This is a genomic window from Candidatus Krumholzibacteriota bacterium (assembly GCA_016931295.1).
Classification (GTDB): Bacteria; Krumholzibacteriota; Krumholzibacteriia; order Krumholzibacteriales; family Krumholzibacteriaceae; genus JAFGEZ01.
In genome coordinates, this window is record JAFGEZ010000038.1 from 41,202 (window position 1) to 68,011 (window position 26,810).

General features: G+C 68.7%; 17 protein-coding genes and 1 tRNA gene. 8 read left to right on the forward strand and 10 right to left on the reverse strand.

The annotated features are described in order from the left end of the window. Positions 1-2: 2 nt before the first annotated feature. Positions 3-2,414, reverse strand: coding sequence for an ABC transporter permease (locus JW876_09995; protein ID MBN1885837.1), 2,412 nt, complete (start codon positions 2,412-2,414; stop codon positions 3-5). A 247-nt stretch (positions 2,415-2,661) separates the two neighbouring features. Between JW876_09995 and JW876_10000 the strand changes: the two genes are divergently transcribed. From JW876_10000 to JW876_10015, 4 genes are all read left to right on the forward strand, one after another. Beyond that, positions 2,662-4,908 carry a class I SAM-dependent methyltransferase gene (locus JW876_10000; GenBank protein MBN1885838.1) on the forward strand — a complete coding sequence of 749 codons (2,247 nt, stop codon included), beginning with the start codon at positions 2,662-2,664 and terminating at the stop codon, positions 4,906-4,908. Between the two features lie 72 nt (positions 4,909-4,980). Next, complete coding sequence (locus JW876_10005) at positions 4,981-5,667, forward strand: response regulator transcription factor (GenBank protein ID MBN1885839.1); 687 nt, start codon at positions 4,981-4,983, stop codon at positions 5,665-5,667. Then, positions 5,664-7,016, forward strand: a complete 1,353-nt coding sequence (locus tag JW876_10010) for a HAMP domain-containing protein (GenBank protein ID MBN1885840.1) — start codon at positions 5,664-5,666, stop codon at positions 7,014-7,016. The genes JW876_10005 and JW876_10010 overlap by 4 nt, the downstream gene beginning before the upstream one ends. A 71-nt stretch (positions 7,017-7,087) precedes the next feature. Beyond that, a complete protein-coding gene (locus JW876_10015; protein MBN1885841.1) occupies positions 7,088-8,161 on the forward strand; it encodes a linear amide C-N hydrolase in 1,074 nt (357 codons plus the stop codon). Here the strand turns inward: JW876_10015 and JW876_10020 are convergent. Continuing rightward, the gene (locus JW876_10020; protein MBN1885842.1) at positions 8,131-8,952 is read right to left on the reverse strand and encodes a dimethylargininase; all 822 of its coding nucleotides are present in this window, start codon (positions 8,950-8,952) and stop codon (positions 8,131-8,133) included. The two genes, JW876_10015 and JW876_10020, sit on opposite strands and share 31 nt — an antisense overlap. After that, complete coding sequence (locus tag JW876_10025) at positions 8,949-9,515, reverse strand: flavin reductase family protein (GenBank protein MBN1885843.1); 567 nt, start codon at positions 9,513-9,515, stop codon at positions 8,949-8,951. Before JW876_10025 ends, JW876_10020 begins: the two co-directional genes overlap by 4 nt. A 242-nt stretch (positions 9,516-9,757) precedes the next feature. Here JW876_10025 and JW876_10030 point away from each other — a divergent pair, with 242 nt between their 5' ends. Next, a complete protein-coding gene (locus JW876_10030; GenBank protein MBN1885844.1) occupies positions 9,758-11,974 on the forward strand; it encodes a CHRD domain-containing protein in 2,217 nt (738 codons plus the stop codon). An 82-nt stretch (positions 11,975-12,056) separates the two neighbouring features. Here JW876_10030 and JW876_10035 read toward each other — a convergent pair whose 3' ends face one another. The 7 genes from JW876_10035 to JW876_10065 form a co-directional block, all read right to left on the reverse strand. Further along, the gene (locus tag JW876_10035) at positions 12,057-13,988 is read right to left on the reverse strand and encodes a T9SS type A sorting domain-containing protein (GenBank protein MBN1885845.1); all 1,932 of its coding nucleotides are present in this window, start codon (positions 13,986-13,988) and stop codon (positions 12,057-12,059) included. 245 nt (positions 13,989-14,233) lie between these two features. After that, positions 14,234-15,943, reverse strand: a complete 1,710-nt coding sequence (gene ggt, locus JW876_10040; GenBank protein ID MBN1885846.1) for a gamma-glutamyltransferase — start codon at positions 15,941-15,943, stop codon at positions 14,234-14,236. A 23-nt stretch (positions 15,944-15,966) separates the two neighbouring features. Further along, positions 15,967-18,033: a S9 family peptidase gene (locus JW876_10045; GenBank protein ID MBN1885847.1), complete on the reverse strand. Its 2,067-nt coding sequence runs from the start codon at positions 18,031-18,033 to the stop codon at positions 15,967-15,969. Positions 18,034-18,167: 134 nt separating this feature from the next. Then, positions 18,168-19,904: a signal peptide peptidase SppA gene (gene sppA, locus JW876_10050; protein MBN1885848.1), complete on the reverse strand. Its 1,737-nt coding sequence runs from the start codon at positions 19,902-19,904 to the stop codon at positions 18,168-18,170. A gap of 175 nt (positions 19,905-20,079) precedes the next feature. Continuing rightward, on the reverse strand, positions 20,080-20,562 hold the full coding sequence (locus JW876_10055) for a hypothetical protein (protein MBN1885849.1): 483 nt from the start codon (positions 20,560-20,562) through the stop codon (positions 20,080-20,082). A 64-nt stretch (positions 20,563-20,626) separates the two neighbouring features. After that, entirely contained in the window at positions 20,627-21,763 is a 1,137-nt protein-coding gene (locus JW876_10060) for a hypothetical protein (GenBank protein ID MBN1885850.1), read from the reverse strand. 244 nt (positions 21,764-22,007) lie between these two features. Then, complete coding sequence (locus tag JW876_10065; protein MBN1885851.1) at positions 22,008-23,375, reverse strand: hypothetical protein; 1,368 nt, start codon at positions 23,373-23,375, stop codon at positions 22,008-22,010. A 224-nt stretch (positions 23,376-23,599) separates the two neighbouring features. Here JW876_10065 and JW876_10070 point away from each other — a divergent pair. From JW876_10070 to JW876_10080, 3 genes are all read left to right on the forward strand, one after another. Further along, a tRNA-His gene (locus JW876_10070) sits at positions 23,600-23,676 on the forward strand. A gap of 60 nt (positions 23,677-23,736) precedes the next feature. Next, on the forward strand, positions 23,737-25,170 hold the full coding sequence (gene hisS / locus JW876_10075) for a histidine--tRNA ligase (GenBank protein ID MBN1885852.1): 1,434 nt from the start codon (positions 23,737-23,739) through the stop codon (positions 25,168-25,170). Further along, on the forward strand, positions 25,170-26,795 hold the full coding sequence (locus JW876_10080) for an aromatic amino acid lyase (GenBank protein MBN1885853.1): 1,626 nt from the start codon (positions 25,170-25,172) through the stop codon (positions 26,793-26,795). The genes hisS and JW876_10080 overlap by 1 nt, the downstream gene beginning before the upstream one ends. Positions 26,796-26,810 lie beyond the last annotated feature (15 nt).

The window sequence follows — 26,810 nt, forward strand, 5'->3', positions numbered from 1 at the left end:
CCCTATTCAGTCCGGAGCGTGTCGGCCGGCGAGGCGTGGACGGCCCGCAGCGTGTAGATCCCCGCTGTCGCGAGGGCGACGAGGAGGGCGCCGGCAGCCGCGCCGGGGTAGAGCCACCAGGGGAAGGGCGCCCGGTAGGCGAAGGACTCGGCCCATCGCCGCATCCCCCACCACGCGACCGGCCATGCGACCACGTTGGCAACGAGCACGAGCCGCACGTACTCGCCCGAGAGGAGCGAGAAGAGGTCGCGCATCGAGGCCCCCATCACCTTCCGGATGCTGATCTCGCGCATGCGGCGCTCCGCCGAGTAGGCGACGAGGGCGACGAGCCCGAGAACGGAGATGACGAGGGCGAGCCCCGTGAAGAAGGTGAACATCCCGCCGAGCCGGATCTCCGCGTCGTACATGCGCGCGAAGTTGTCGTCGAGGAAGATGTAGCGGAAGGGCGCGCGGGGGAACCGCTCCCGCCACGTTTCGCGCAGATGGGCGATCGCGTCCTCCACCCGCTCGGGGTGCAGCCGGAAGGCGATCTGCGCGGGGCGCCCCTCGTCCGGGACGAGCGCCATCGGCTCGATCCCGTGGTGCAGTGACTCGAAGTTGATGTCCCTGACGACCCCGACGATCGTCACCGGATGGCTGTTTTCATCCCCGTGCGAGGGATCGGCGTCGAGTCGCCTGCCGACCGGATCCTCGTAGCCCAGCTCGCGCACTGCCGTCTCGTTGAGGATGACCGGCCCCAGGTATCTCCCCCGGTCGTTCTCGTCGAAGTTGCGCCCGGCGACGAGTTCCATCCCCATCGTCTCGATGAACCGGCCGTCGACGGCGAACATCCGCGTCATCAGCATGTCGGCCGCCTCCGGCTCGGGCACCTCGTAGGTGAACTCCATGTGCCCGGTCGTCGGCAGGTGCGACGAGCAGGTGCCGGCGACGATGCCGGGATGCCGGATGGCCTCCCGCCGGAAGGTCTCGCAGTCGTCCCGTGTCATCTCCGGCCCGACGGACAGGGCGATCAGCTGCTCGCGGTCGAATCCCGGATCGCGGCCGTTCATGTACTCGACCTGGTTCGCCACGGTCAGCGTGCAGAGGATGAGGCCGATCGTCACGGCGAACTGGAAGGTGATGAGCGCGGGCCGGAGCCGGGAACGCCGCGTCGAGGCGAAGAGCCGCTCGTGGATCACCTGCCGCGGCAGGAAGGACGTGAGATAGGCTGCCGGGTAGAGGCCCGCCAGGACGCCGACGAGGAGGGCGAGCCCCACGAACGAGGCGGGCAGCCACGGTCTGGCGTCGAAGTCGGCGGTGAGCTCGCGCCCGGTGAAATCGGCGAAGAAAGGCAGCAGCGCCTCCACCAGGAGAAAGGCGACGGCCGCGGCGACGAGGGCGATGATGATGAACTCGCCGACGAACTGGGCGGCCAGCTGCAGCCGCGACGCCCCGACCGCCTTCGAGATCCCCACCTGCCGGGCGCGGTCGCCGCTTCGCGCCGTCGCCATGTTGACGAAACTCACCGCCGCGACGACGACGATGAAGACGGCGAGGAGAGCGAAGACGAGGAGCTTCCGCCGCGGCACGGGCGGTGTGAAGCCGCCGGCGAAATCGAAGCCCGTGTCGAAGTGTATCTCGCGGACGGGCTGCAGGTGGATGCTGCTCTCCGCGTCGAGCAGCTTCATCAGCTCCGCGGCGTGCGCATCGAAGACCGCGTCTGCGAGAGGCTGGACCGCCGCCGCATCGGCGCCCGGCAGGAGGAGCAGGTAGCTGGCGTACATCGACCGGCCCACCCAGTACTCGCCCCCCTCGATATCGAGCGACGCGATGGAGCAGACGAGGGAGAAGGAGGGCAGATGCGAGGGCCCTGCCATGTCGGCGTAGACGCCGGTGACCGTGTACGAGCGGTTTCGCGACAGCCTGATCTCGCGGCCGATCGGATCGGCGTCGCCGAAGAAGCGCCGCGCGGTCGATTCGGCGATCGTGGCCATCATCGGCGCGGCGAGAGCCGTCGCAGGGTCGCCGAGGAGGAGTCGTGCGCCGAGGACGCGGAAGAAGGTGGAGTCGGCCCACGCGAGATCCCTCTCGAGGAAGATCTTTTCGCCGACGAAGACGGGCCGCTCGCCGGTCGAGAGACGCAGGCGCACGAAGCTCTCCACCGCGCCGATCTCCTCGGCGAGTCCGGCGGCCACCGGCCAGGAGGCCGTGGCCAGGCGGATCTCCTGCCCCTCCCCCACCTTCAGGTCGGTGTTGACGCGGACGACGCGGTCGACGTTCGGCATCGAGGCGTCATAGCTGTTCTCGTGATCGAGATAGATGATGATCATCATGCAGGCAGCCATGGCGGCGGCCAGCCCCAGCAGGTTCAGCGAGTTGATCACGATGTTGCGGCGGAAATTCCTGAGGAAGAGCTTGAGCGTGTACGAGAACATCCAGCGACTCCCGGCCTCTTCGGCATCCCCTGTCCGGACGGGCGGGCCGTAACGGCCCCGGTGACGGGTGCGCCAGCTCCCGATCGCCTCCGCGAGGCGGCGGCCTGCCATATACTACGACGAGCCGGGGCCGGTGTTCCACCGGAAATGCCGCCGGCGACTGACGGGAAAGTCAGGAATCGTTCAGTGGCGCGGCGCCCGCGCGGCGCGTACACTGTCATCGAAGGTGAAACACGGGAGGAATCCGATGAGATGCACGACGACGTTCATTCCGGTTTCGGCCGTTGCGGCGATCGTGGCGGCGGCGATAATCGCCTCGCTATTCGCGCTCGCCGCCCTCGCCGGACTGGCGACCGCCCTCGTCTGCCTCGTGGCGCCTGCCGACTGCGCGGCGGCCGAGTTCGGGTTCGACGAACCATTCGACATCCCGCCTATCGAGGGGATCGACATCGACGGCGATGCGGCCGACTGGCGCGGCGCGGGCTTCCGCGTCGCCGTCCTCGCCGCGCCTGACGGCGCGATTCCGCCCCCCGCCGATTTCGACGTCCTGTTCCGCGTCGGCTGGAACGAGCGGGGGCTCCTCGTACTCGCCGAGGTGACGGACGACGAGCCCCGCGAGAACGCCGACACCGACCGGCTCTGGCGATCGGACTGCATCGAGATCTTCATCGCCGAGGCGGTCGGACACGCCAACCGCTACCAGCTCGTCGCCGCCTCCGGGGCCGATCCCGCCCGAACGGCGGTCCGGACGCGTCTCTACGACCATCGCGAGGCACGCCACGGCCGTGCGCCGCTCGTCGACCCCCCGTGCGAGGCAAAGGTAGGCGAGGGCGGATACACGATCGAGGCGCTCCTGCCCTGGGAGAACCTCGGCGTCGAGCCGCGCGCGGGGCTCGTCGCCGCGCTCCAGCTCGTGGCCAACGACGAGGACGGCGACGGATCGCTGCGGGTGGCGTGGTTCCCGAGCTACGCCGCCCCCGATGACCCGTCGAAGATGCACGCCGTCCGCCTCGCCGAACGTCCCTCTCCCCCCATCCTCTGCCGCGTCTTCCGGGAGGTGCGCGAGGGACGGTGCGTCGTCGTCGCGATCGGCGCCCCGGAGACCGAGGGGCGCGAGGCGGTCGTCTCCATGAACAACCGCATCGTCGCGCGGGACGTGCTCCACGCGGAAATCGGCAGGGCCGAGGCGCGGATAGAGATACAGACGCCTCCCGGGGCCGACCGGTGGCCGCCGATGTCGGTCGAGATCGGGGGCGAACGGATCGCCGCGTGGGAGGAGTCGCCGGCGCTCGAGCGCGTCCTCGCCCGCTATATCGAGGCGGCGGGCGGCCGCGAGGCGATCGGGCAACTAAACTCGCGCGCCGTCGCCGGGCGGTACCTCTACGACCTCCCCTACGCGGATGTCCCCCGCGACACCTGTCCGCTCGAGGGATGGAGCGTGTCGCAGGACCGCTGGATGATCGAGGTCCGCGGAAACGGCGAGATCCAGCGTCTCGGCGCCGACGGCGTCACCGGCTGGCGCCAGTCGGGAACGGACATCCGCTACGACGACCGGGTGCGGCGCGGCCTCATCGCGTTCGTCCTCGATCCGCGGGGCCCCCTCCACATAAACCGGTTCTTTCCCGGCATGGTTTTCACGGGCGTCGAGCGCCGCGGGGCAACGCTCGCGATCGCCGTGGAGTCCCGCGACGGCGACCGCCGCCGGACGCTCTGGTTCGACGACGGAACGGGTCTCCTCTCCGGCGTCGACGAGCATCTGCTCCTCGACTACGCGGCCGTCGACGAGGTGACGATCCCGCACCGGATCCGGTCCGACCGGGGAAACGGCTACAGCGCGTACGAATTCCTCCAGATCGAGCACAACGTGGACACGGGCGGCGTCCAATTCGCCATCCCCGAACGGGCAGACGGGCCGGAAGGGCTCTTCGAGGGGATAAACGACCCGGCGGTCCTTCCCATGCTCCGGCATCTCTCCTTCCGCCACGGCGGGATGAACGTACCGGCCGAGGACGGACGCTTCCTCTACGATCTCGTCCGCCGCAACGGTTATCGCCGCGGGCTCGAGATAGGCACGTCGAACGGCTACTCGACGCTCTGGCTCGGCCTCGCCTTCCGCGAGACGGGCGGCCGCGTGATCACGATCGAGTACGAGCCCCTGCGGGCCGCCGAGGCGGCGGAGAATTTCGACCGTGCGGGCCTCGGCGACGCGATCGACGCCCGCACGGCCGACGCCTTCGCGGAGATCGGAAGGATCGAGGGCTTGTTCGACTTCGTCTTCATAGACGCATGGAAACCGGACTACATCCGCTACTACCGGCTGCTCCGCGAACGAATCCGCCCCGGCGGCGCCATCGCGGCGCACAACGTGACCGCGCATGAAAGCGACATGGAGGAGTTTCTCGACGCGGTCAAAAACGACCCCGATTTCGAGACGGTCATCCACCGGACGAGCCCGGCGGGGATCTCGGTGAGCGTCCGGCGGCGAAATCGCTGACCCGGCCGGGCGCTTGGCGGCGCCGGCCGGTCGTGATAGGATGTCCGGGCCGCCGACCGAGGGGAGGAGACGATGCACATCCTGGTCATCGAGGACGAGCCGAAGGTGGCGCGGGCCCTGCGCACGGGCCTCGAGGCGGAGCACTACGTGGTGACGGCGGCCGCGACCGGCGAGGAGGGGTACTTCCTCGCGACGACCCGCGCCTTCGATCTCGTTCTGCTCGACCTGATGCTCCCCGGCCGAAACGGCTTCGAGATCCTCGCCGCGCTCCGCGAGACCGGCAACGAGACGCCCGTTTTGATCCTGACGGCCCGAGACGCCGTCGACGACCGCGTGCGCGGCCTCGACGGGGGCGCCGACGACTACCTCGTGAAACCCTTCGCCTTCTCCGAGCTCCTCGCGCGCATCCGCGCGCTCACGAGGCGCGGCCGTCCGGACGGAGCGCTCCGCCACCAGGTGGCCGACCTCGTACTCGACCGCGTCACGCGCAAGGTCAGCCGCGGGGGCGTGGACATCCCCCTGACGGCGCGCGAGTTCGAGCTGCTCGAGTACCTCCTCCGCAACCGGGGCCACGTCGTCTCGCGCGAGATGCTCGCCCACGACGTCTGGAAGGTCGAGGAGCGTGCCACGCCGCTCGACAACGTGATCGACGTGCACGTGGCCAGGCTGCGCCGCAAGATCGACGCGCCCTTCGAGCGCAAGCTCCTGCGCACGATCCGCGGCGTCGGCTTCACGCTCGGCGAGGAGAACGGGGAATGACGATCGCGCGACGGCCCGGCATACGCCTGCAACTCACCCTGCTCAACGCGGCCGTGCTCGTCGTGATCCTCGCGATCGCCGCGATCGCCGTCTACCTCTTCGTCGGCGACCGGCTCGAGACGAACGTGCGGGATCGTCTCGACGCGGGATACAACACGGTGCGCACGGTCATCGGGCGCTCGGGCGGCGACCTGGGCGACGTCTCGCACCTCGGCCACGATGTCCTCTTCCGGATCGTCCAGGACAGCGAGATCGTCTACCGCACCGAGGCGTGGAACCGGCTCCGTCTCGATCCCCTCCCCTCGTTCGATGGCGATTACGGGGAGATCGCGCCCGGCGACGGACGGCTCTTCCTCCTGCGCCGCGGGAAGGCGGGACCGGATCTCTCGCTTGTCTGCGCGGTCGAGGCCACGGCGGCCGCCGAAAGCCTCCGCACGCTCCGGCTCGTCCTTTTCGCCGTCCTTCCCGTCGCGCTCGTCCTTGCCCTCGCCGCCGGATACTTTCTTTCCGGGCGCGCCCTCGCCCCGGTGGCCGCGATAACCCGCACGGCGCGCGCGATCAGCGCCGACCGGCTGAGCGAGCGCCTTCCCGTGCACGATCCCGGCGACGAGATCGGGGGTCTCGCCGTCGTCTTCAACGAGACCCTCGCCCGGCTCGAGGGATCGTTCGAAAGACTCAAGCGCTTCACGGCGGACGCATCGCACGAGCTGCGCACGCCGCTCACCTCGATCCGCTCCACGGGCGAGGTGGCCCTCGGCGGGGCGCTCGACGCGGAAGGATACCGCGAGGTGATCGGCTCCATCCTCGAGGAGACCGAGCAACTGACTCGCCTCGTCGACGACCTGCTCCTCCTCGCGCGCGGCGACGCGGAACCGGCGCCGGCAGGCGGCCGGATCGATCTCTCGGCGCTCGTCCTGGAGACGGCCGAAGAGCTGCGCGTGCTCGCCGAGGAAAAGGAACAGGCCCTCGAACTCGACCTCGCAGCCGGTGTGGTCGTCCAGGTCGACCGACGCGACGCCGAGCTGGCCGCGACGAACGTCATCCACAACGCGATCCGCTACACGCCGCCGGGCGGGCGGATCGACGTGCAACTCGCCGCCGGGCGAGGCTCGGCCGTCATCGAGGTGACCGACGACGGCCCGGGGATCGTTCCCGCCGAGCGCGAGCGCGTCTTCGATCGCTTCTACCGTATCGACAAGGGACGGGCGGAGTCGGCGGGCGGCACCGGCCTCGGGCTCGCCATCGCGCGCCGCGCAATCGAGCGCGCCGGCGGCTCGATCGGCTTCGTCGATCCCCCCCCGGGCCGGGGCGCCCGCTGCCGGATCGTCTTCCCCGTCGCGGCCGGCTGAACGCCCCCTTTTCCCTGTACGGCGCGCGTTCTCCGGCGCTATCATTCATCAGTCCATTGAAAGGAGAACGCATGAAACGGAACACGATCCTCTTCGCGGTCGCGGCGGTGCTCCTCCTCGCAGGCTCGTGCAGGACGCGAGCCTGCACGTCATTCGTCTTCCGGGGCGCAAACGGCCCCGTTTTCGCCAGGAATTTCGACTACATGTTCGGCGGGGGCACGCTCCTCGTCAACCCGCGCGGCCTCGAGAAGGTCGCCCTGACGATGGGAAATCGGGCGCGGTGGACTGCCCGGTACGGAAGCGTCACCTTCAACCTCTACGGGCGCGAGCAGCCGATGGGCGGGATGAACGAGGCGGGGCTCGTCGTGGAGAACATGTGGCTCGAATCGACAATCTACCCCGGCCCCGACGCTCGGCCCGGCGTCAACAACCTCCAGCGGATCCAGTTCATGCTCGATTCCTGCGCGACGACGGCCGAGGTGCTCGCCGCGGCTCCCGGGCTCAGGATCAATCCCGACTCCCCCGCGAGGATCCACTATCTCGTCTGCGACGCGGAAGGCGAGGCGGCGGCGATCGAGTACATCGACGGGGAACTCGTGATCCATGCCGGCGACAGCCTGGCGTATGCCGCCATGGCGAACAGCGTCTACGAAAAAAGCGCCGCCTTTCTCGCGTCCGGGGCCGACACGACGGGGATGAACGACGCCGACGAGGCGAACTCGCTCGGGCGGTTCGCCACGGCCGCCGAGGCCGCCGTTCGTCTCGACGCCGAGCGGCCAGAAGAGATGTTCGCGGAGGCCTTCGCCGTGCTCGACACGGTCTGCGCCGGCCCATGGACCCACTGGCGGATCGTCTACGACATCGCCGCGCGGCGGATCGTCTACCGGACGCACGTCAACCCGGCCGAGCGGTCGATTTCGCTCGCGGCGCTCGACTTCTCCTGCGCCTCGCCGGTTTCCGGGATCGAGCTCGACGCCCCCGGCGAGGGAGACGTGGCGGGCGCTCTCGCTCCCTTCACCACGGAGATGAACCGGGCGCTCGTGCGGTCCTCGTTCGGAAACACGGATTTCCTGAAGGAGGCGATCCCCCTCAACATCCTCGAGATCATCGCCGTCTATCCCGAGCGGCTCGTCTGCCGGGAGTGACCCCCGCGCGGAACCGGCCGCCCGGCGTCGTCCGTGTCGACGAGGATGCTGCAGCAGGTGACGGCCCCCTCGGCCTTCGCCAGCTCGTCGAGCTCGACTGTTTGCACGTCGATCCCCGCCCGCTCGAGCCGGCGGCGCGTCTTCGGAAAGGCCGACGAATAGACGACGGGCCCGCCCACGCTGAGGGCGTTCGCCGCGAAGGGTTCGCCCGGGTCGACGTCGACGAGCTCGAATCCGTCGAAGGCCTCCGCCGGCGCCCACGCGCGGTTGACGAGAAGCCGCCGGCCGCCGAGGGCGGTGACGGCCGACTTGAGGTGGAGACAGCCCGTGACGGGCACGCCGGTCACCGTGTAACCGTGGGGCGCGAGGAGCGCCGCCAGTCGCTCGATCCCCGCCTCGTTCGTCCGACCCGAACGCCCCACCCAGATCCGTCTTCCCGCGCGAAGGACATCCCCCCCGTCGAGGGTGGCGGGGGCCTCGATCCGCTCGACGTGGCGCAGCCGCCCGAGCGCCGCGGCGACGCTCGCCGTCTCCCGGCGCCTCGCTTCGGCCCCCGGACGCGAGATCACCGCCACCTCGTCGACGACGACCGCCGCGTCCTCGACGAAGACGGCGTCGGGCATCTCCGGCTCGGCGGGCAGCCGGACGAGACGGCAGCCGAGCGCCTCGAGCAGACGCTCGTAGGCGGCGTGCTGCCGGCGGGCGCGGCCGAGGTCGATCGGCTCTCGCGCGAGATGGGTGAGCTCGCAGCGCGCGATCGAATCGCTCACCGGGCGCGTGAGGGCGATCATCGTTTCCCGAAATCCTTTCCCGCCGACCAGGCCGTGGCGATCCGTTCGCCGACGCTCCAGTAGCCGTTGTCGGGCATCGTCAGGGTGAAGGGCCGCATCTTCGCCACGTCGGGCGCGCCGCCGGTCATCGCCTCCTCGTCGCACCATGCGGCCACGATCTCGCCGATGAAGAGGGTGTTCGACGGCAGGTCGACTGTCCGGACGAGCCGGCATTCCATCGCGAGCGGGCACCCCTCGATCATCGGCGCCGACGGCATGTCGCCGTAGAAGAGCCGGAAGGCGGCCGACTTGTCCACCTGCCTGCCCGAAACGGTCCCCACCCAGTCGGTCGCCTCGACGAGGTCCGCGCCGGGCACGTTGACGCTGAAGGCGCCGTTGGCCGCGATCCCGGTTGCGGTGAATTTCCCCCCGCTGAGCGCCACGCCGATCATCGGCGGACGATGGTTCACGCGCGCCGCCCAGGCGACGGCGAGGAAGTTCGGCCGCTTTTCCACCATGGCGCCGACGATCGTCATCGGCATCGGGTAGAGGAAGGCGTTCTCGTCGATCCGTTTCTTTCCCATCCGTTCTCTCCTTTTGCGCCGCGGCGGGAATTCCGCGCCGCGCCCCTGTGCCGATCGGCCGTTTCGACATATACTACAGATATAGGCGGCTCGTGCGATATCTCAATCCCCACATATTTCCGACTCGTACAGTAAACATTAGGGGTTTACACCCATGCCGATACAGTTTATAATGATTATCGTATTCGAGCATAAATCAATGAAAAGTCGATTGGTTCCATTTTCCACCAAGGGGGAACGACATGCGGGGATATTCCATCGTCGTATTGCTTTTCGCCGCGCTCGTCGTTTTGCCGTCGGCGCCGGCTCGCGCCGGCGATGACGGTCACGACTGCGAGTGCTACTGCGAGAAGTACGATCACGTCTTCAAGGCGAAAATCCGCGGCTACGAGGAGGTGCCGCCGGTCTCGACGAAGGCGCACGGCAACTTCGTCGCCCACCTCGACGCGAACTGGGAAGAGCTCTGTTACCATCTCGTCCTGAACTCGATCGAGAACGTGACGGCGGCTCACATCCACCTCGGCATGAAGGGCGAGAACGGCCTGCCGGTCGTCACGCTCTACGGCCCGATGCCCTCCGGGGGCGGACGGATCAACGGCAATGTCGCGCGCGGCGTCATCACGGCCGCCGATCTCGGCGGCCGGCTCGCGGGCGAGCCCCTCCACCGCCTCATCGAGGAGATCGAGGCGGGGAACGCCTACGTCAACGTCCACACCGACGGGCACCCGGGCGGCGAGATCCGCGGACAGATCACCCTTCGCGGCACCCTGCCGCCGAAGCTGGCGCGCCTCCAGGTCGTCCACAACGCCGCCGACCCGGCGGCCGGCCTGGTCGACGTGTGGGTGAACGGCGCGCTGCTCCTCGACGACTTCGCCTTCCGCACGGCGACGCCCTTCGTCGTCGTGCCAGCAGAGGTGCCCCTCTCGATCGGCGTGGCGCCGCCGACGAGCATGTGCGCCGGCGATGCCATCGCCACGTTCGACGTCACGCTCGATCCGTGGACCTCGTACGTGGCCGTCGCGAACGGCGTGCTCGACCCTGCCGCCTTCGCCGCCAACCCCGACGGCCGCGAGACGGGTTTCACCCTCTTCGTCAAGGCCGGCGCGCGCGAGGCGGCCTCCTGCGCGGCGATGGTCGATCTCTTCGTCCTGCACGGCTCGACCGACGCACCCACCGTGGACGTCTACGCACGCGACGTCGGCCGTCTCGTCGACGACGCCGCCTACGGCGACATGACCGGCTACCTCGAGGTCAACGCACAGACATACGTCGTCAACATCACGCCGGGGGGATCGGACACCCCCGTCGTTGCGAGCTACATCGCCGATCTCGGCGGCCTCGGCGGCGGCGCGGCGGTCGTCTTCGCCAGCGGGTTCTTCGACCCGTCCGCGAACGGCGGCGGCCCCGGCTTCGGTCTCTTCGCCGCCCTGCCGGACGGAACGGTGATCGAGTTGCCGGCCTCCCTCGCCAGGCTCCAGGTGATACACAACGCCGCCGATTCGGGCGCGGATACGGTGGACGTCTGGGTGAACGGCGCGCTGCTTCTCGACGATTTCGCCTTCCGCACGGCGACGCCCTTCGTCGACGTGCCGGGCGAGGTGCCCCTCGCGATCGGCGTGGCGCCCCCGACGAGCACGACGGCGGGCGATGCGATCGCCACCTTCGACGTCAGTTTGCGCGCGCTAGGCGCCTACATCGCCGTCGCGAACGGCGTGCTCGATCCGGCCGCCTTCGCCGCGAATCCCGATGGGCGCGAGACCGGCTTCATCCTCTTCGTGAAGGAAGAGGCGCGCGAGGCGGCCGCCGATCCGGCGCAGGTCGACTTCTTCGTTTTGCACGGCTCGACCGACGCGCCCACCGTCGACGTGTACGCCCGCGACGTCGGCCGTCTCGTCGATGACGCGGCATACGGCGACATCACCGATTACCTCACGGTCGGTCCCGCCTCCTACGTCCTCGACATCACGCCGGGGCTGACCGATACCGTGATCGTGGCGAGTTTCCTCGCCGATCTTTCCGGTCTCGGCGGCGGCGCCGCGGCCGTCTTCGCCAGCGGCTTCCTCGACCCGGCGGCGAACGGCGACGGCCCCGGTTTCGGGCTCTTCGCCGCATTGCCGGACGGCACGGTGATCGAGCTTCCGCCCGCGGCGCCGCCGACCGACGGCCCGATCGGGCCTTCCCGCCCGGCGGCGGGAGGACGGATCGCCCTCGCCCAGAACCGGCCGAACCCCTTCAACCCGACGACGACGATCCACTTCGAGCTCGCCGCCGCCGGGCGGGTGCAGCTCAGAATCTACGACGTCGCCGGACGCACCGTGGCGACCCTCGTCGACGGTTTCCTGCCGGTCGGCGGCCACGATGTCCTTTTCGAGGCGAACGGCATCCCCTCGGGCGTCTACTTCTATCGACTGAAGATGGGATCGATCTCGGAAACGAGAAAGATGCTCGTCATCAGGTGAGTCGAAGCTTCGGTCGCTTCGCTTCGGCGGCCGGCGGCGCCCTCGGCGCCGCCGGCCGTTCCGCGTCCCGGCGAAAAGGGAATCACCGCATGAGGACCATCTTCCTCGAGATACGGTTCTTGCCCGCCGAGAGGCGGTAGAAGTAGACGCCCGAGGGCACGGGAATGCCCGCGGCGTTCATCCCCGTCCAGACGACCGACCGTTTTCCTGCCGGCTCGACGCCATCGACGAGACGGACGACGAGCCTGCCTGCGGCGTCGTAGACGTCGAGCGCCACCGGCATGCGATCGGGCAACGAATAGAAGATCGTCGTCGCCGGGTTGAAGGGGTTGGGCGCGTTCTGCCCGAGCGCGAGGATCGCGGCGGGCATGGCGACGGCGCCGGTCTCGAAGAGGACCCGCGCCGATCCGTCTTCGACGATTTCGACGCCGTAGCGGTAGGAGCGCCCCGGCTCGCAGGACGTGTCGACGAGGCGGTACGTCCTGTCATCGAGGCCTATCGTCGCATCGGGAATCGCCGCCCAGTCTCCCGCGTCGCCGGTCACCCGCCGGACGACGAAGGCGGCGCCATCGATCCGCTCGGAGAGGGTCCACGAGATCTCGATCCCTCCGCCGCCGGGCGCGGCGCTGAAGCCCTCGAGGAAGGCGGCCACCGGGTCTCCGGACTCGTCGATCCTCACCGAGTAGAGATCGCAGATCTCCGCGTTCTCCCGGAAATCCCGCCACACGACGACGGCCGAACCGCTGCTTCCCTGCACGATCCCGGGGTCGAGCTGGTTGCCCGAGGCCAGGCAGACGGGAACGCCGAGCGGCGACCACCGGACGTACCCGTATCCGTCGAGACTCTGCGCGAAGATGTCGCCGTCGCCGTTCCGGTTATCGAACCAGGCCACCACGAAATCCCCCGCGGACGTCGCGCACACGGCCGGGCTGTACTGGTCCGCTGCGTTCGAGCAGACCCTGACGCCGTTCGCCCGCCAGACGCCGCCGCCCGCGTACAGCCGCTGCGCATAGACGGCATTGCCGTCACGGGCGTCCTGCCAGGCGACGATCGCGCCTCCCGCGCGGTCGGAGACGATCCGCGGGGAGACCTCGGTCCCGGCCGCCGTGCAGACGGCCGCCTCCCAGCTGCCGACGCAGCTTGCGAGAATACGCCCCGCGTACAGGTCGCTTCCGCCGTGCCTCGAATCCTGCCAGACGGTGATGAGACCTCCCTCCCCGTCGGAAGCGGCCTCGTAGGTCATCCCGTTCGCGAACATGTGGACGATCGGCGTATCGACCTGCCGTGCGCCGTCGCCATCGATCGAGACCGCGAGGATCATCGAGCCGTATGCGCCCGAGTCGGTGGAGAACGTTACGATCGCCCCCGAGGAGAGCGAGCCGACGATGCGGGGACGACGGCAATCCTGCCCTTCAAGGGGCAGCGGGAGCACGCCGTCGGCCGCCCAGCGAGGCGAGCCGTTCGCGCCGACGCGCTGGACGTAGATCTGCCGGTCGTCGCCGCGCCCGTCCTCCCAGGCGACGAAAGCGCCACCCGCGGGATCGGCCGCCAGGTACGGGCACTCCTGGTCGCCTGCAGCGGCGCAGACGGGAACGCCGTTCGCCCCCCACATCGGGAACCCGAACAGACTGATCTTCTGCGCGTAGATGTCGAGTTCGAGCGCCCGCCGGTCGCGCCAGACGATGACGACTCCTCCGTCGCTCGACAGGGCGATCCTGGGCAGGTCCTGGTCGCGGGCCGCCGTGCAGACCGGCACGCCCCCGGCCGTCCACAGCGCGTTCCCGTCCCCGTCGATCTTCTGCGCGTAGATGTCGTACCCGGTCGACGTGTTCCGGCCGTCACGCCAGACGACGATCGTGTTGCCCCCGTTGTCGCTGACGGCGCGGTGCTGATCCTGGCTGCCGGCGGCGTCGCAGACGGGCAGGCCGTCGACGACGAACGCCTCCGCGGGCGAGGCGGCGGAACAGACCGCGAAGACCGCGAGAACGATCATGAACGCGAAACGATTCGACATGACACCCCTCCTTGCAACGACCCGCGCGGGCACGGCGGGAATCGTTCCGATTCCGGGAACGGCCGTACCCGTGGCATCTATCGTCAAAGGGAAATATCGAAAGCGCGGTCGATCGGGGGGGTCTCGCACGCGACGGCGGACATGTCCGCCGTCCCTCAGGAACGCTCACACGTCGAATATGCCCATTTGTCTTATCAGATGCAAGCCATAATGCGGCCCGTCCCCCCTGTTTTGCCGCGGAGAAATCAGTACCCCGCCGCGCAGCCGTCCTTGCGGCTCTCCGTGCCGCCGACGAGGACGTCCCGCTCGCGGTCCCACCAGATCCCCTGGTAGCCGCCGAACCCGCCGCTCTCGCGCACCACGGCGTGCCCGCGGTCGACGAGGGCGCGGACGAGCTCGGGAAGCACGCCCGCCTCGACGGCCACGCGGCCGCCGTCGCGCATGACCTGCCCGGTCGGCTGCGAGGAGCCGATGTGCCTGATCCGCGGGTAGTCCCCCGCCTCCTGGATCCCCATCCCGAAGTCGATGATGTTGCAGAGGATCTGTACATGCCCCTGCGGCTGCATCGAGCCACCCATCACCCCGAAGGCGAAGACGGGCCCGCCGTCGCGCGTGACCATCGCGGGGATGATCGTGTGGAAGGGGCGCTTGCCCGGCTGGAGGGCGTTGGGATGCGCCGGGTCGAGATTGAAGAGGGCGCCGCGGTCCTGGATGCAGAAGCCGAGGCCGTCGGGGACGGGCCCCGAGCCGAATCCCGCGTAGTTGCTCTGGATGAGGGAGACGAAGTTGCGGTCGGCGTCGGCGACGCAGAGGTAGGTCGTCTCGCCGCTCTCGAGGCGGACGTCGCCCGGCTCGTACTCGCGCGCCGCCCGGCCGGGGTCGATCAGTGCGCGGCGCTCCGCCGCGTATTCCTTCGAGATCAGTCTGCCGACGGGGATGTCGACGAAATCGGGATCTGCGTAGAAACGGGCGCGGTCCTCGAAGGCGAGCTTCTTCGCCTCGACGAGGACATGGAGCCAGTCGGCGCTCTCGGGACCCATCGCCGCGAGATCGTAGCCCTCGAGGACGTTCAGCATCTGGAGGGCGGCGATCCCCTGGCCGTTCGGGGGAAGCTCCCACACGTCCCAGCCGCGGTACGAGGTCGAGACGGGCTCGACCCAGGTCGACGCGTGCGCGGCGAGGTCGTCGAGCCGGATGTACCCGCCGATCCGCTTCATGAAGGCGTCGATCGTTTGGGCGATCTTTCCGCGGTAGAAGGCGTCGCGCCCGCCGGCGGCGATCAGGCGGAGGGTGCGGGCGAGGTCCGGATTGCTGAATATCTCCCCCGTCCGCGGCGCGCGGCCGCCGGGGAGATAGGTGGCGGCGAAGTTCGGCTCGCCCTGCAGTCGCCGTCCGCCGAGCTCCCAGTAGTGGGCGATCACCTCGGTGACGGGGAAGCCCTCCTCCGCGTAACGGATCGCCGGGGCGAGGATCTCCTCCATCGAAAGACGGCCGAAGCGCTTGTGCAGCTCGAACCAGCCGTCGACGCAGCCGGGAACGGTCTGCGGAAGAACGCCGGTGTAGGGGATGTACTCGTCGTATCCCCGTTTCCTCACCTCGTCGATCGTGAGGAGCCGCGGGGCGCGGCCGCTCGCGTTGAGGCCGTAGAGGCGCTTCGACTCCGCATCCCAGACGATTGCGAAGAGGTCGCCCCCCACGCCGTTCGCCACCGGCTCCATGAGACCGAGGGCCGCGTTCACCGCGATCGCCGCGTCGACGGCGCTCCCGCCCTTCTGGAGGATGTCGACGCCGATCTGGACGGCCAGCGGCTGCGCGGCGCAGACCATCCCGTGGCGGGCGATCACCGCCGAGCGGGAGGCGTCCATGCGGCCGGTCACCCGGTCGAAGGCGCCCGCCTCCTCCGGCATGAGGACGGCGAGAAGCGCGGCGGCGAAGGCCGGCGTCGCCAGAAGCATCAGGCATCCCTGGAGAACGTTCTTCATGATCTTCCCTCCCCGCCCGGTCCCGCGCCGATCCAGCGCTCGAGCCAGGCGTGGAACTCGCCGTACCAGCAGATCGAGTTCTGCGCCGTCAAAACCCAGTGGTTCTCGTCGGGGAAGTAGACGAGCCGGGCCGGCACCCCTTTCGCCTTGAGCATCCCGTAGCACTCGAGCCCGTTGCCGATCGGCACGCGGTAGTCCTTCTCGCCGTGGACGACGAGGGTCGGCGTGACGTAGCGCTCCATGTGGTGCGCCGGGCTCCAGCGCAGGATGTTCTCGAGACCGTCCCACGGTTGTCCGCCGTAGGATCGCTCCCGCCCGTGGGTGATGTCGCTCCCGAACTGCACGCAGAGGTCGAAGACGCCGGCGTGGTTGATGATGCAGGCGAAGCGGTCGGTCTGCGTGCCGATCCAGCTGACCAGGTAGCCGCCGTACGAGCCGCCGGCCACCGCCATCCTGGACTCGTCCACGTAGCCGCGAGCGACGAGCAGGTCGACGGCCCGCATGACGTCCTCGTACGGCTTGCGGCCGTGCTCGCCGGTGATGGCGTCGGTGTAGTCCTGCCCGAAGCTCGACGAGCCGTGGAAGTTGACGCAGGCCGTCACGTAGCCCGGCGCGGCGAAAGCCTGCGCGTTCCAGCGGTAGTGGAAGAAGTCGCCGAAGGTGCCGTGCGGCCCCCCGTGTACGAGGACGAGGAGCGGCCATTTCCTCGACGGATCGAATCCCGGCGGCAAAAGGACGAACATCTGCACGTCCTCCTCCCCCCACCCCGCGTAGGTGACGTCCTCGACCTCGGCCCATTCGATGCCGGCCAGGACGGCCCCGTTGATCTCCCCGGTCAGATCGACGAAACCCGTCCCGTTTTCCCCGACGGCGCAGACCGTGGCCGGTTGGGAGAGATCCTGGTGCAGGAAGACGAGACGGCCGCCGGGAAGCGGATGAACCGACGCGTTCGTTCCGCCGCGGAAGACCTCCTTCACCGCGCCGCCCCCGACGGGCACGGAGAAGATCGAGGTCATCGCGCGGTCCTCGGCGCCGAAGAAGACGGTGCGCCCCTTCGCGTCGGTGCGCCAGCCGGCGGGAGACCGGTCGAACGCTTCGGCGAGAAGCGTCCGTTCGCCGCTATGGCGATCGTAGCGGACGAGGCGCGTGCGGTCGGCGTAGAAGCCGATCGTCTTCTGTGCGCCGTAGAGGATGTACCTGCCGTCCGGCGTGTAGTACGGCGAGAAGTCGTCGGCGGGATTCGCCGCGGTGATGTTCTCCCAGGCGCCGGGGCGACCGATGTCGAGGAGGTAGACGTCCGCCTCGAGCGAGTCGTAGGGCGAGCCGTGCCGGAAGGCGCTGAAGGCGATCTCCTCGCCCGCCGGGGCGACGTCGAAGTCGATCCCCCCGGAGGAGCAGAGTCGGTCCCAGTTGGGCATGAGGTCGACGGTCGTTCCCGTCTCGACATCGACGACGAAGAGATGCGGCACGTATCCGTCGGTCAACCAGTGGTCCCAGTAGCGGTAGAAGCGGTCCTCCGTCCGTATCGCCGTCACCCTGCTCTCCGCGCGGCGGTCGATCTCGGCCTTCATCGAGTCGAGATCGGCCTCCCAGCCGGGAAGCACCTGCGAGACGAAGACGATGCGGCGTCCGCCGGGGAGCCAGCGCGGGCTCGAGGCGCCGAGCGGCATGTCGGTCACGGCGCGCGCCTCGCCGCCGCCACGCGGGATGACGTGTATCTGCGCCTTCTCCCCTTCGCGCTTCGCCGTGAAGGCGAGCAGGCTGCCGTCGTGGCTCCACGCGGGCGAGCCCTCGGTCGTCGGCCCCGTCGTGAAGCGGCGGATGCCCGAGCCGTCGGTGGCGACGAGCCAAATGTCCCCCCGGCCCTCGTTCTTCTCGACGTCGTATTCGGTGACGACGACCGCCGCGAGGCGACCGTCCGGCGAGACGGCGAGCGATCCGATGCGGTCGAGTTCCCAGAGATCGGTGGCGGTGATCGGCCGTGTGTCGGCAGCGAATGCGGCTGTCGAGAAGACGGCGATCGCGACGCACGGCGCGACGAGACGCAACAGACGATGTCTCACGATGTCCTCCTTGCACGAACTGATATCGACCCGGAGAGCCTACCCCCCGGGCGACGCCCTGTCAACCGGCGCAGAAACGGGGCGGCGCCCTGCCGGGCGCCGCCCCGTGCGAGATGCATCGTATCGCGCCGCGTCTATTCGGCGGGAACGGTGGCCAGGGCGTCGAGCCGCCCCTCGGCGACCGTGCGCCACGTCTCGGCCACGTCGGTGCGGATCATCCGCCAGACGACGTAGCGGGTCACGGCCGAGAGGGATCCCTGCCCGCTCGTGATCGACTCGAGCAGGCCCTTCCTCTTCGGCCAGTGCTCGACCGTCACTTCCTCGTCCCCGGGGATCTCGGCCATCTCGCGGGCGATCTCGATCGCGCGGTCGAGGCCGCCGAGCTCGTCGACGAGGCCGTTCTTTTTCGCCTGGCGTCCCGTCCACACGCGGCCGTGGGCGAGCTTCTCGGCCTCCTCGAAGGTCATCCCGCGGCGGTCGGCGACATCGGCGAGCCACGCGTTGAAGCCTTTCCAGTGGTCCTTCGTGAAGATGTCCCACTCCTCCTCGGTGAAATCGCTGAAGGAGGACCACATCAGGGCGTGCGGGCCCTTCGTGGCCGCGTCGGCGGTGATGCCGAGCTTCTCGAAGAAGCCCTTCATGTTGAACTTCATCGAGATCGAGCCGATCGAGCCGGTGAGCGTCGTCGGATCGGCCACGATGCGGCTCGCCCGGTAGGAGATCATGTAGCCGCCCGAGGCGGCCACGTCGACCATCGAGACGACGACCGGCTTCTCGTCTGCCGTGATGTCGGCCTCGCGGCTCATGAGATCGCTCGCCAGACTCTCGCCGCCGCCGCTGTCCACGCGGAATACGATCGCCGCGACGTCCTCGTCGCGCCGCGCGCGACGAAACTCGGCGTTGATCGTCTCGTGGCCCATCATGATGCCGAAGAGCGGATCCACCTTGTTGACCCGCCCGCCGATCATCCCCTGCGCGTGGATGACGACGATCTTCTTCTTTCCGTCGTTGAAGCCGAGATCCTTCGGCTCCTCGTCGGCGTACCGGCCCTGCGAGACGACGTTCAGCTTCTCGTCGTCCTCCTGCCTGAGCATCGCATCGAGCTCGTCCCAGTAGAGCAGCCGGTCGACGAGACCGAATTCGACGGCCGCCTCGGGGAGGAACTGGGCGTGGTTCATGATCTCGACGAGTTCCAGCTCGGTGATGCCGCGATCGGCCTCGATCGCCGAGACGTACATGTCCCAGTACTCGTCGAGCATCCACATGTCGTTCTCGCGCGCCGGGCCGGACATGTCGGTGCGGGTGACCATCTCCGCGGCCGACTTGTAGTCCTTGATCTTGTGGACGTTCGGGTTGATGCCGAGTTTCTCGAGCATCGACTTCGCGTGGATGGATCCGCGGTAGAAGCCGAGGAACTGGATGTACCCGGTCGGCGGCATGTAGATCGAGTCGCAGGCCGCGGCGAGGTAGTAGGTGCCCCGGTCCATCGAATCGGCCCAGCCATAGACCTTCTTGCCGGAGGCCCTGACCGCGCCGACCGCCCCGCGGATCTCCTCCATCTTGGCGGCCCCGAGGTTGTTCGCCGAGGAGAGCTTCAGGATGACGCCGTCGATGCGGTCGTCGTGGCGCACCTTCTCGAGATTCGAGAGGATGCGCTGAAGGGTCTCCGGCTTGCCTCCCATGACCTCTGACAGTATCCCGCCGGGCGGGTCGAACTCGGTCACGTCGCCGTAGATGTCGATGACGAGCCAGGAGTGGTCCTCGATCTTCGACTTCTCGTTCGCCTTCGACGCGACCACGCCGACGACGACGAGGATGACCACGACGATCGCCAGGAAGGACGCGAGAAAGGCACGGAAAAAGGATTTCACCGTCTGCACCTCCGGAATCGAAACGCGTTGAATGGATGATCCGCGCGGCACGAAGGGGGCCGGGGACGAGGCCGCCGGTCCGGCGCACCCACCCCGGCCTCTACCGTCGTTGCCACTGAATACGGCCCGCCGGGGCGGAAAGTTGCGGCGACTCGACGCCGGCTGCCTCGGCGATTCAGCCGGCCAGCTCCTTCTTCATCTCGAAGAGGAAAAGCATGTGCTGCTGCTCCTCGGCGATGAGCTTCTTGACGACCGCCTGCCCCTTCTCGTCGAGAAAGCCGGAAAGGCCGCTGAAGAAGAGGATCGCGTCCTTCTCGAACCCGATTCCCTTGTCGAGGGCGTCGGCCGGCGTCTTGATGATCCCGGCGAACTCCTCCGGCGTCATCTCCCGGTAGAGCTCGCTCTCGACGACGGCCTGCATGTAGGCCTCCATCTCGCCGCCGTACGACTCGGCGTAGGTCGCGTGCGCCACCGTGTCCCGTATCGCCGTGAACCGCTCGATGTGGGACTCCTCCCAGTCGCGGAGCTTGCCGAACAGCTCCGCGAGGGGGGTCTTGTCCTTGAAGCGCTCGGCGGCGAGCGCGTAGAAATCGCGGCGCTTCCTCTCCTTCTCGATGCCGATCTCGACGATCTCGCCGGGCTGAAGGATCTTGCTCATCGTATTCCTCCTCCGTCCATTCGTGTCAGTGCGTCGCGCGCGGCCAAATCGGCCGCGGCGAGGGTCAGAAGGCCGATACGAATCCCCCGACGAGCCGCGTTCGCTCGTCTTCCGCCTCGTAGGTGCCTTCGGCCAGCAGGCGAAGGTTGCGTTTCAGCAGGTAGCTGAAGCTCAACGTGTAGCTCTCGTAGTCGAGCCCCGCGATGTCCGAGTCGATCCAGTTGACCAGGAAGGTGACGAATTCCCGGCCGAGTTCTCCGCGGGGCGCGAGGATCGCCTCGACCATGAGGGCCTTGGTGTCGATCCCGACCGGGGACACGGAGAAGAAGAAGGGGTTGTCGTCGTGGCGCTGCAGGTACTGCGCGTTCACCTGGAACTTCTCGCCCGCGTCGACGGTGCCGTCGACGCCCCAGTAGTAGTGCTCGTTGTCGACGTTCCCGCCGCCGGTTCCCCGGACCGACTTGCAGAGGTAGCCGAATCCCCCGGCTCGGACCGGGCCGACGCCCTGCGAGAGCCGCAAAAGCACGTTCTTCCAGTCGTCCTCGTCGAAGAGCCCGTCGACGGCCTCCCCCTTGCCGTTGCCGTTCACCACCTCGACGACGACGTCGGTGCCGAATCCCGTGCCGTACGTCATCATGACGCCGCGGTCGTAGGTGAGGTTGGTGGGGCTGTCCCCCACGCGGAACTTGTAGCACTCGTAGTCCTCGAAGGTCAGGCGCAGCTCCCGCTTGAAGAGCGGGTCGGAGGCCTGGAACTGCCCGACCATCGCGTCGAACTCGACGCCGAAGAGATTGTTGAAATGCAGGTAGGCGTCCTCGATGCCGGCGACCTCGCCACGCTCGTTCATGTAGAAGTAGAAATAGAAACCGATGTGCTCGGAGAGGTTGCCGCCGGTCAGGAGCTTGATCCCGTAGGGAGTCTCGAGGTCCGCGAAATCCCCGTCGTCGGCGTCGGTGTAGGAGGCGTAGGCGTCGAAGCGGACGGCCAGCGGCAGAGCGCGGTGGAGGGTGAGCAGGTCGTCGCCGGTGTCGAGGAACTCGCGAGCCGGCTCCTGCCCCTCGAGCCGGAAGGCGTTCCCGGCGAACTCCTCCCCGAAGGCCTTGAGGCGCGGGACCGGGGCGTGGCAAGTCGTGCAGGACATCCGGTACTTGCGCGCGAAGGCCGGGATCGCGCCTGCCTCGCCGGGCGCGAGGACCGTCAGCCCGACGGCGAGGAGCGCCGCGAAAGCGACGCCGCCGGCCGGCCTGGTCGAGAGTCGATGCATGTGAATCCCCCTGTGAAAAAGCGAGAGCCGGACCGGCCGCCGCCGCGGACGGCCGACGGCCCATCATAGCAGGAGCGGGGAGGGCGGCCAAGCACGATTTCCCGGAACCCGGTCCGCCCGGAACGCGCCGCCGCGTCGGGATCGCCCCCGTTTGCCGGATCGACGACACCCCGCGGCTCGGTCAGTCCCAGACCTCCACCCAGGTCTCGGCGCGGTTGACGACGATCGGCTCCTTCTCGTCGGGAGGCACGCCGAGGAAATCGGCCACCGATGCGACGAGCCGCCGGTACCGGAGGGTCGCGCGGAACCGGACCCGGCCCGGCTCGACCTCGTCGGGGATCGTCCAGGTGTAGGTCTCGATCTTCGTCTCGCGGGGACCGATCCGGTAGTCGACGCCCTGGCTCGCCGTGTTCCACTGCGCGATCGTCCGCCGCCCCTCCCGGTCGAAATAGGGCAGGCAGAAGACGCGGTCGCCCTCGGGGAGGGAGTCCCGCGGCAGCCCGGCGAATGCGTCGTCGCCGATCATGAACCCGATGTCCCTGTAGACGAGCTCGTTGCTCGCGATCGTCTGCTCCTCGCCCTCGAATCCCTTCCGGTCGACCGGCAGATGGTAGATTCTGCCGGCGTCGTCGATTGCCTCGACGTGGAGCCAGAGCTGGCGCTCCTCGGCCGAGCCGGAGGGCACCTTGTGACCGCACTTCTGGTTGAAGAGCTGCACGGTGATCACGCACCGGTCGCCGGGGAAGAGCTCGCGGACGTCGGGGTGCATCCGCACCTCGATCGACCCGCGGACCTTGCCGGCGTCGTGCGCGCCGTGGAAGAGGTGCTGGGCGACGTCGGGGTGCGGCTCGCGGGCGGTGTTGGCGTTCCGGCCGGGAGCGCGGGGCATGTGGCAGACGTGGCAGGGAACACCCTCGGCGGCGTAGGGCCCCTCCTTCCACTCGAGCTGGGTCGATTTCACCCAGACCCCGAAGGGGGACATCTCGTTGTGGCAGGTGCCGCAATAGTCGGCCGAGCGCACGAAATCGAGGTAGCGCGTCTCGTGGTGGGGGCTCACGACCCCCTCGCGGTTGCCGTATTTGACGCGTCCCGGCTCGGAGATCCAGTTGAAATTGACCGAGGGGTCGCCCGTGCGCCCGACCACCGTGTGGCAGAAGTCGCAGGAGACCGACTCGTTCGCCCGGCTCCCCTCCTCGGGGCGCGGGGGCGGCACGTCGCCGGCGAGGTAGGCGATCGGCGTGTGGCAACCGTTGCATCCCGCCTGGACGTCGGCGAATTCGGGATCGCGCTCGGCGTGGCGGACGGCGAGCCCGAAGTACTCGATCTCGTCCCAGTGGTGCGTGTAGGCCTGCGACATGAGCGACTGGGTCCACTGCTCGTAGATGTCGACGTGGCACTGCCGGCAGGTCTTCGGCTTCTCGTAGTCGTCGTATTTCCGTGTGCCGCGCGCCTTTTCGCCGCCGACGCCGGTCTGCCGCGCCGCGGCGACGACGGCCATCGACGCGACGCACGCCGCGACGAGCGCCGCGCGAGTCCATGCGTTCCGCATATGCCCCTCCATGATCTGCGTTCTCTTCCCCTGCCGCCGCCGGAGAAGCGGCGGCGAACCGGGAATGATCGTACCAGAACCCGTCCCCGAAAGCAATGCGCCGATTGACGGCGGCCGGTCGCCCGGCCCCCGGGGTCCGCGTCCGCGTTCGTTTCCCGCGGACGCGCCGCCGGGGAGAAAACCGTTGACTGTGCGGCTGTTTCGCCCATATTCTACACGGGTGTGCCGGGGTAGCTCAGATGGCTAGAGTGCCTGACTGTGGATCAGGAGGTCACGGGTTCGACCCCCGTCCCCGGTACCATCTTTTTTACGACTCGTTGCAACCGGCTCCCCGCCATAATCCCGTCAAGGAGTCCGCCCCATGGCCGTGAACGCCGCAGCGCTGAAAGGGTTCCGGGACCTGCTTCCCGGTGAGATGCTGGCCCGCGAACGGATCATCTCGACCATCAGGCGGATCTACGAGCGCTACGGCTTCGTGCCCCTGTCGACGCCCGCCCTCGAGCACCGCGACGTGCTCCTCGGCTACGGCGAGGAGGCGAGCAAGCAGATCTACCTCTTCACCGACCCCGACGGCGCCGACGTCGGCCTGCGCTTCGACCTCACCGCGCCCCTCTCGCGCGTCGTCGCCGAGCACCGCGACCTGCCGCGGCCCTTCAAGCGCTACCAGGTGCAGCCCGTCTGGCGCTACGACAAGCCCGACCCGGGGCGCTTCCGCGAGTTCCTGCAGTTCGACATCGACACGGTCGGCGCGACCTCCCGCGCGGCCGACGCCGAGATCGTCGCGGCGATGCACGACTGTCTCGAGGCCCTGGGCCTCGCATTCCGTATCCGCTACAGCAGCCGCAACGTGATGAACGCGCTCGTCGCGCTCCTCGGGCTCGACGCCGGCATGGTGAAGCCGGTGCTCAGGATCATCGACAAGCTCGACAAGCAGGGGATCGAGAACGTCAAGCTCGAGCTCGGCCCGGGCCGCACCGACGAATCCGGCGCCGTGATCGAGGGCCTCGGCCTCGGCGACGAGCGGATCGCCACGATCGAGCGCTTCCTCGCCATCCGCGGCGAGACGCGCGCCGCCACGATCGACGAGGTGCGGGCGATGCTGGGGGACGCCGAGGGGGCCGACACCGGGGTCGCCGACCTCGCCGACATCGACCGCTTCCTCACGGCGATGGGGATCGCCGACGAGCGCGTCGTCGTCGATCCGTCGATCGCCCGCGGCCTCGACTACTACACGGGGCCCGTCTTCGAGGCCGTTTTGACGGACGCGAAGCTCGAGCGTTTCGGCTCGGTCATGGGCGGCGGCCGCTACGACGGGCTCATCGAGGTATTCACCGGCGAGCGAACGCCGGCCACCGGCGCCTCGATCGGCGTCGACCGGCTTTTCTCGGCGATGCAGACGGCCGGCCTGATCGAAATGAAACCCTCGACCGCCGACGTCATCGTGACGGTGATGGACCGGAAGGAGATCGTCCGCTACGGAACGATCGCCGTCGAGCTCCGCCGGGCGGGATTCAACACGGAGCTCTACCTCGGCAACCAGAAATCGATCGGCAAGCAGCTCAAGTACGCCGACCGGCAGATGATCCCCGTGGCGGTCATCGCCGGCTCGAACGAGTTCGAGCGCGGCGAGGTCTCGATCAAGGACCTGCGCGTGATCAAGGAGACGACCGTCGAGATCGAGGAGCGCAGCGAGTGGGTGGAGAAGAAGGTCGGCCAGGTCACGGTGAAGCAAACAAAGATGGTCGCCGAGATCCGGCGGATGCTGTCGGCCCGAACGGAACGGAGAGAGGACTGATGAGCGACACGGTGCATCTCGACGGGAAGAGCCTGGCGATCGAGGACGTCCTGGACATCGCCGCCGGGCGCAAACGGGCGGTTTTCGCGAGGGGCGTGGAAACGAAGATCGCCCGGTTCCGGCAGGGTCTCGAACGCCAGCTCGTCGAGCGGCCCGACATCCGGATGTACGGGATCAACGTGGGATGCGGCGATCTCAAGGACACCGACATCTCCCCCGCCGCCTTCGAGGAGTACCAGGAGCGCTACATCAAGGCGCACAACTGCGCCACCGGCCGGCCGATTTCCGTCGAGGCGGCCAGGGCGATGCTCGTCGTCCGTCTCAACTCCTTCGCGAAGGGGCATTCGGGGGTGCGCCCGGAGACCTGCCGGCTCATGCTCGAGATGATAAACCGCGACGTCGTCCCCGAGATCCTCGAGGAGGGCTCGGTGGGGGCGAGCGGCGATCTCGTCCCGCTGGCGATGGTCGGCGCGGTGATGCTCGGCCTGCCGCAGGCGAAGGCCTACCACGAAGGCAGGCGGATGAGCGCGCGGCGGGCCCTCGAGGCGGCCGGGCTCGAGCCGATCCGCCTCGGCGCCAAGGAGGCGATGGCGATCACCAACGGGACGACCTTCATGGCAGCCCTCGGCATCTTCGCCCTGCGCGACGCCGAGCGCCTCATGGAGACGGCGACCGCGGCCGCCGCGCTCTCGCTCGAGGCGATCCGCGGCGAGAAGGACGCCTTCGCCACGCTGATCCACAACGCGCGCCCCCATCCCGGCCAGAAGCGGACGGCCGCCGCGATCCGCAGGCTCGTCGCCGGCTCCCGCCGGATGACCGCCGTCTCCCAGCGCTACCGCTGGGGAAACGGCGAGGAGGACGCCCGCCCGGATACCGACCACATCCACGAGACCGGGCGCGTCCGGGTCCAGGATCGCTACAGCTTCCGCTGCGTCCCCCAGGTGCACGGCCCGGTCCTCGAGGCGATCGACACGCTGCGCGACGTCCTCTCGATCGAGATCAACAGCGCCGTCGACAATCCCCTCGTCACCGTCGACCGTCGCGGCCGCTTCCGCTCGGTGAGCGGTGGCAATTTCCACGGCCAGCCCCTGGCCGTCGCCTTCGACCTGCTCAAGCTCGCCCTCGCCTCCGCGGGGCTCCTCTCCAACAAGCGCACCTTCTCGATGCTCGACCGGTTCCAGAGCTACGGGCTGCCGCAGGATCTCGCCGCCGACCCCGCCGCCGGCGACACGGGGCTCATGCTCGCCCAGTACGCCGCCGCGGCGCGCGCGGCCGAATCGCGCGTCCTCTCGACGCCCGCCTCGGTGACGTCGATCTCGACGTCGGCGAACCAGGAGGATTTCGTGTCGATGGGATCGATCGGGGCGCTCCACCTGGGCAAGGTGATCTACAACACGCAGGTGATCGTCGGGGTCGAGCTCCTCTGCGCCCTGCGGGCGCTGCAGATGAGCGAGGGATGGCTCCCCGAGAAACTCCGGGGGCTCGGGAAGGGGACGACGCCCCTCTACCGCTACCTCGACGCGCTTTTGCCGCCCGTCGACGGCGACCACTACCTCAAGACCGACATCGACGCCGTTGTCGCCGAGGTCCGCGCCGGCACCCTGACGGGGCTCTCCGGCGAGTGACGCGCGGACGGCCGG

Bases quoted from the DNA above. Each gene is read 5' to 3' on its own strand.
- JW876_09995 (MBN1885837.1), bottom strand. From the start codon at position 2,414: ATGTTCTCGTACACGCTCAAGCTCTTCCTCAGGAATTTCCGCCGCAAC.
- JW876_10000 (MBN1885838.1), top strand. From the start codon at position 2,662: ATGAGATGCACGACGACGTTCATTCCGGTTTCGGCCGTTGCGGCGATC.
- JW876_10005 (MBN1885839.1), top strand. From the start codon at position 4,981: ATGCACATCCTGGTCATCGAGGACGAGCCGAAGGTGGCGCGGGCCCTG.
- JW876_10010 (MBN1885840.1), top strand. From the start codon at position 5,664: ATGACGATCGCGCGACGGCCCGGCATACGCCTGCAACTCACCCTGCTC.
- JW876_10015 (MBN1885841.1), top strand. From the start codon at position 7,088: ATGAAACGGAACACGATCCTCTTCGCGGTCGCGGCGGTGCTCCTCCTC.
- JW876_10020 (MBN1885842.1), bottom strand. From the start codon at position 8,952: ATGATCGCCCTCACGCGCCCGGTGAGCGATTCGATCGCGCGCTGCGAG.
- JW876_10025 (MBN1885843.1), bottom strand. From the start codon at position 9,515: ATGGGAAAGAAACGGATCGACGAGAACGCCTTCCTCTACCCGATGCCG.
- JW876_10030 (MBN1885844.1), top strand. From the start codon at position 9,758: ATGCGGGGATATTCCATCGTCGTATTGCTTTTCGCCGCGCTCGTCGTT.
- JW876_10035 (MBN1885845.1), bottom strand. From the start codon at position 13,988: ATGTCGAATCGTTTCGCGTTCATGATCGTTCTCGCGGTCTTCGCGGTC.
- ggt (MBN1885846.1), bottom strand. From the start codon at position 15,943: ATGCTTCTGGCGACGCCGGCCTTCGCCGCCGCGCTTCTCGCCGTCCTC.
- JW876_10055 (MBN1885849.1), bottom strand. From the start codon at position 20,562: ATGAGCAAGATCCTTCAGCCCGGCGAGATCGTCGAGATCGGCATCGAG.
- JW876_10065 (MBN1885851.1), bottom strand. From the start codon at position 23,375: ATGCGGAACGCATGGACTCGCGCGGCGCTCGTCGCGGCGTGCGTCGCG.
- hisS (MBN1885852.1), top strand. From the start codon at position 23,737: ATGGCCGTGAACGCCGCAGCGCTGAAAGGGTTCCGGGACCTGCTTCCC.
- JW876_10080 (MBN1885853.1), top strand. From the start codon at position 25,170: ATGAGCGACACGGTGCATCTCGACGGGAAGAGCCTGGCGATCGAGGAC.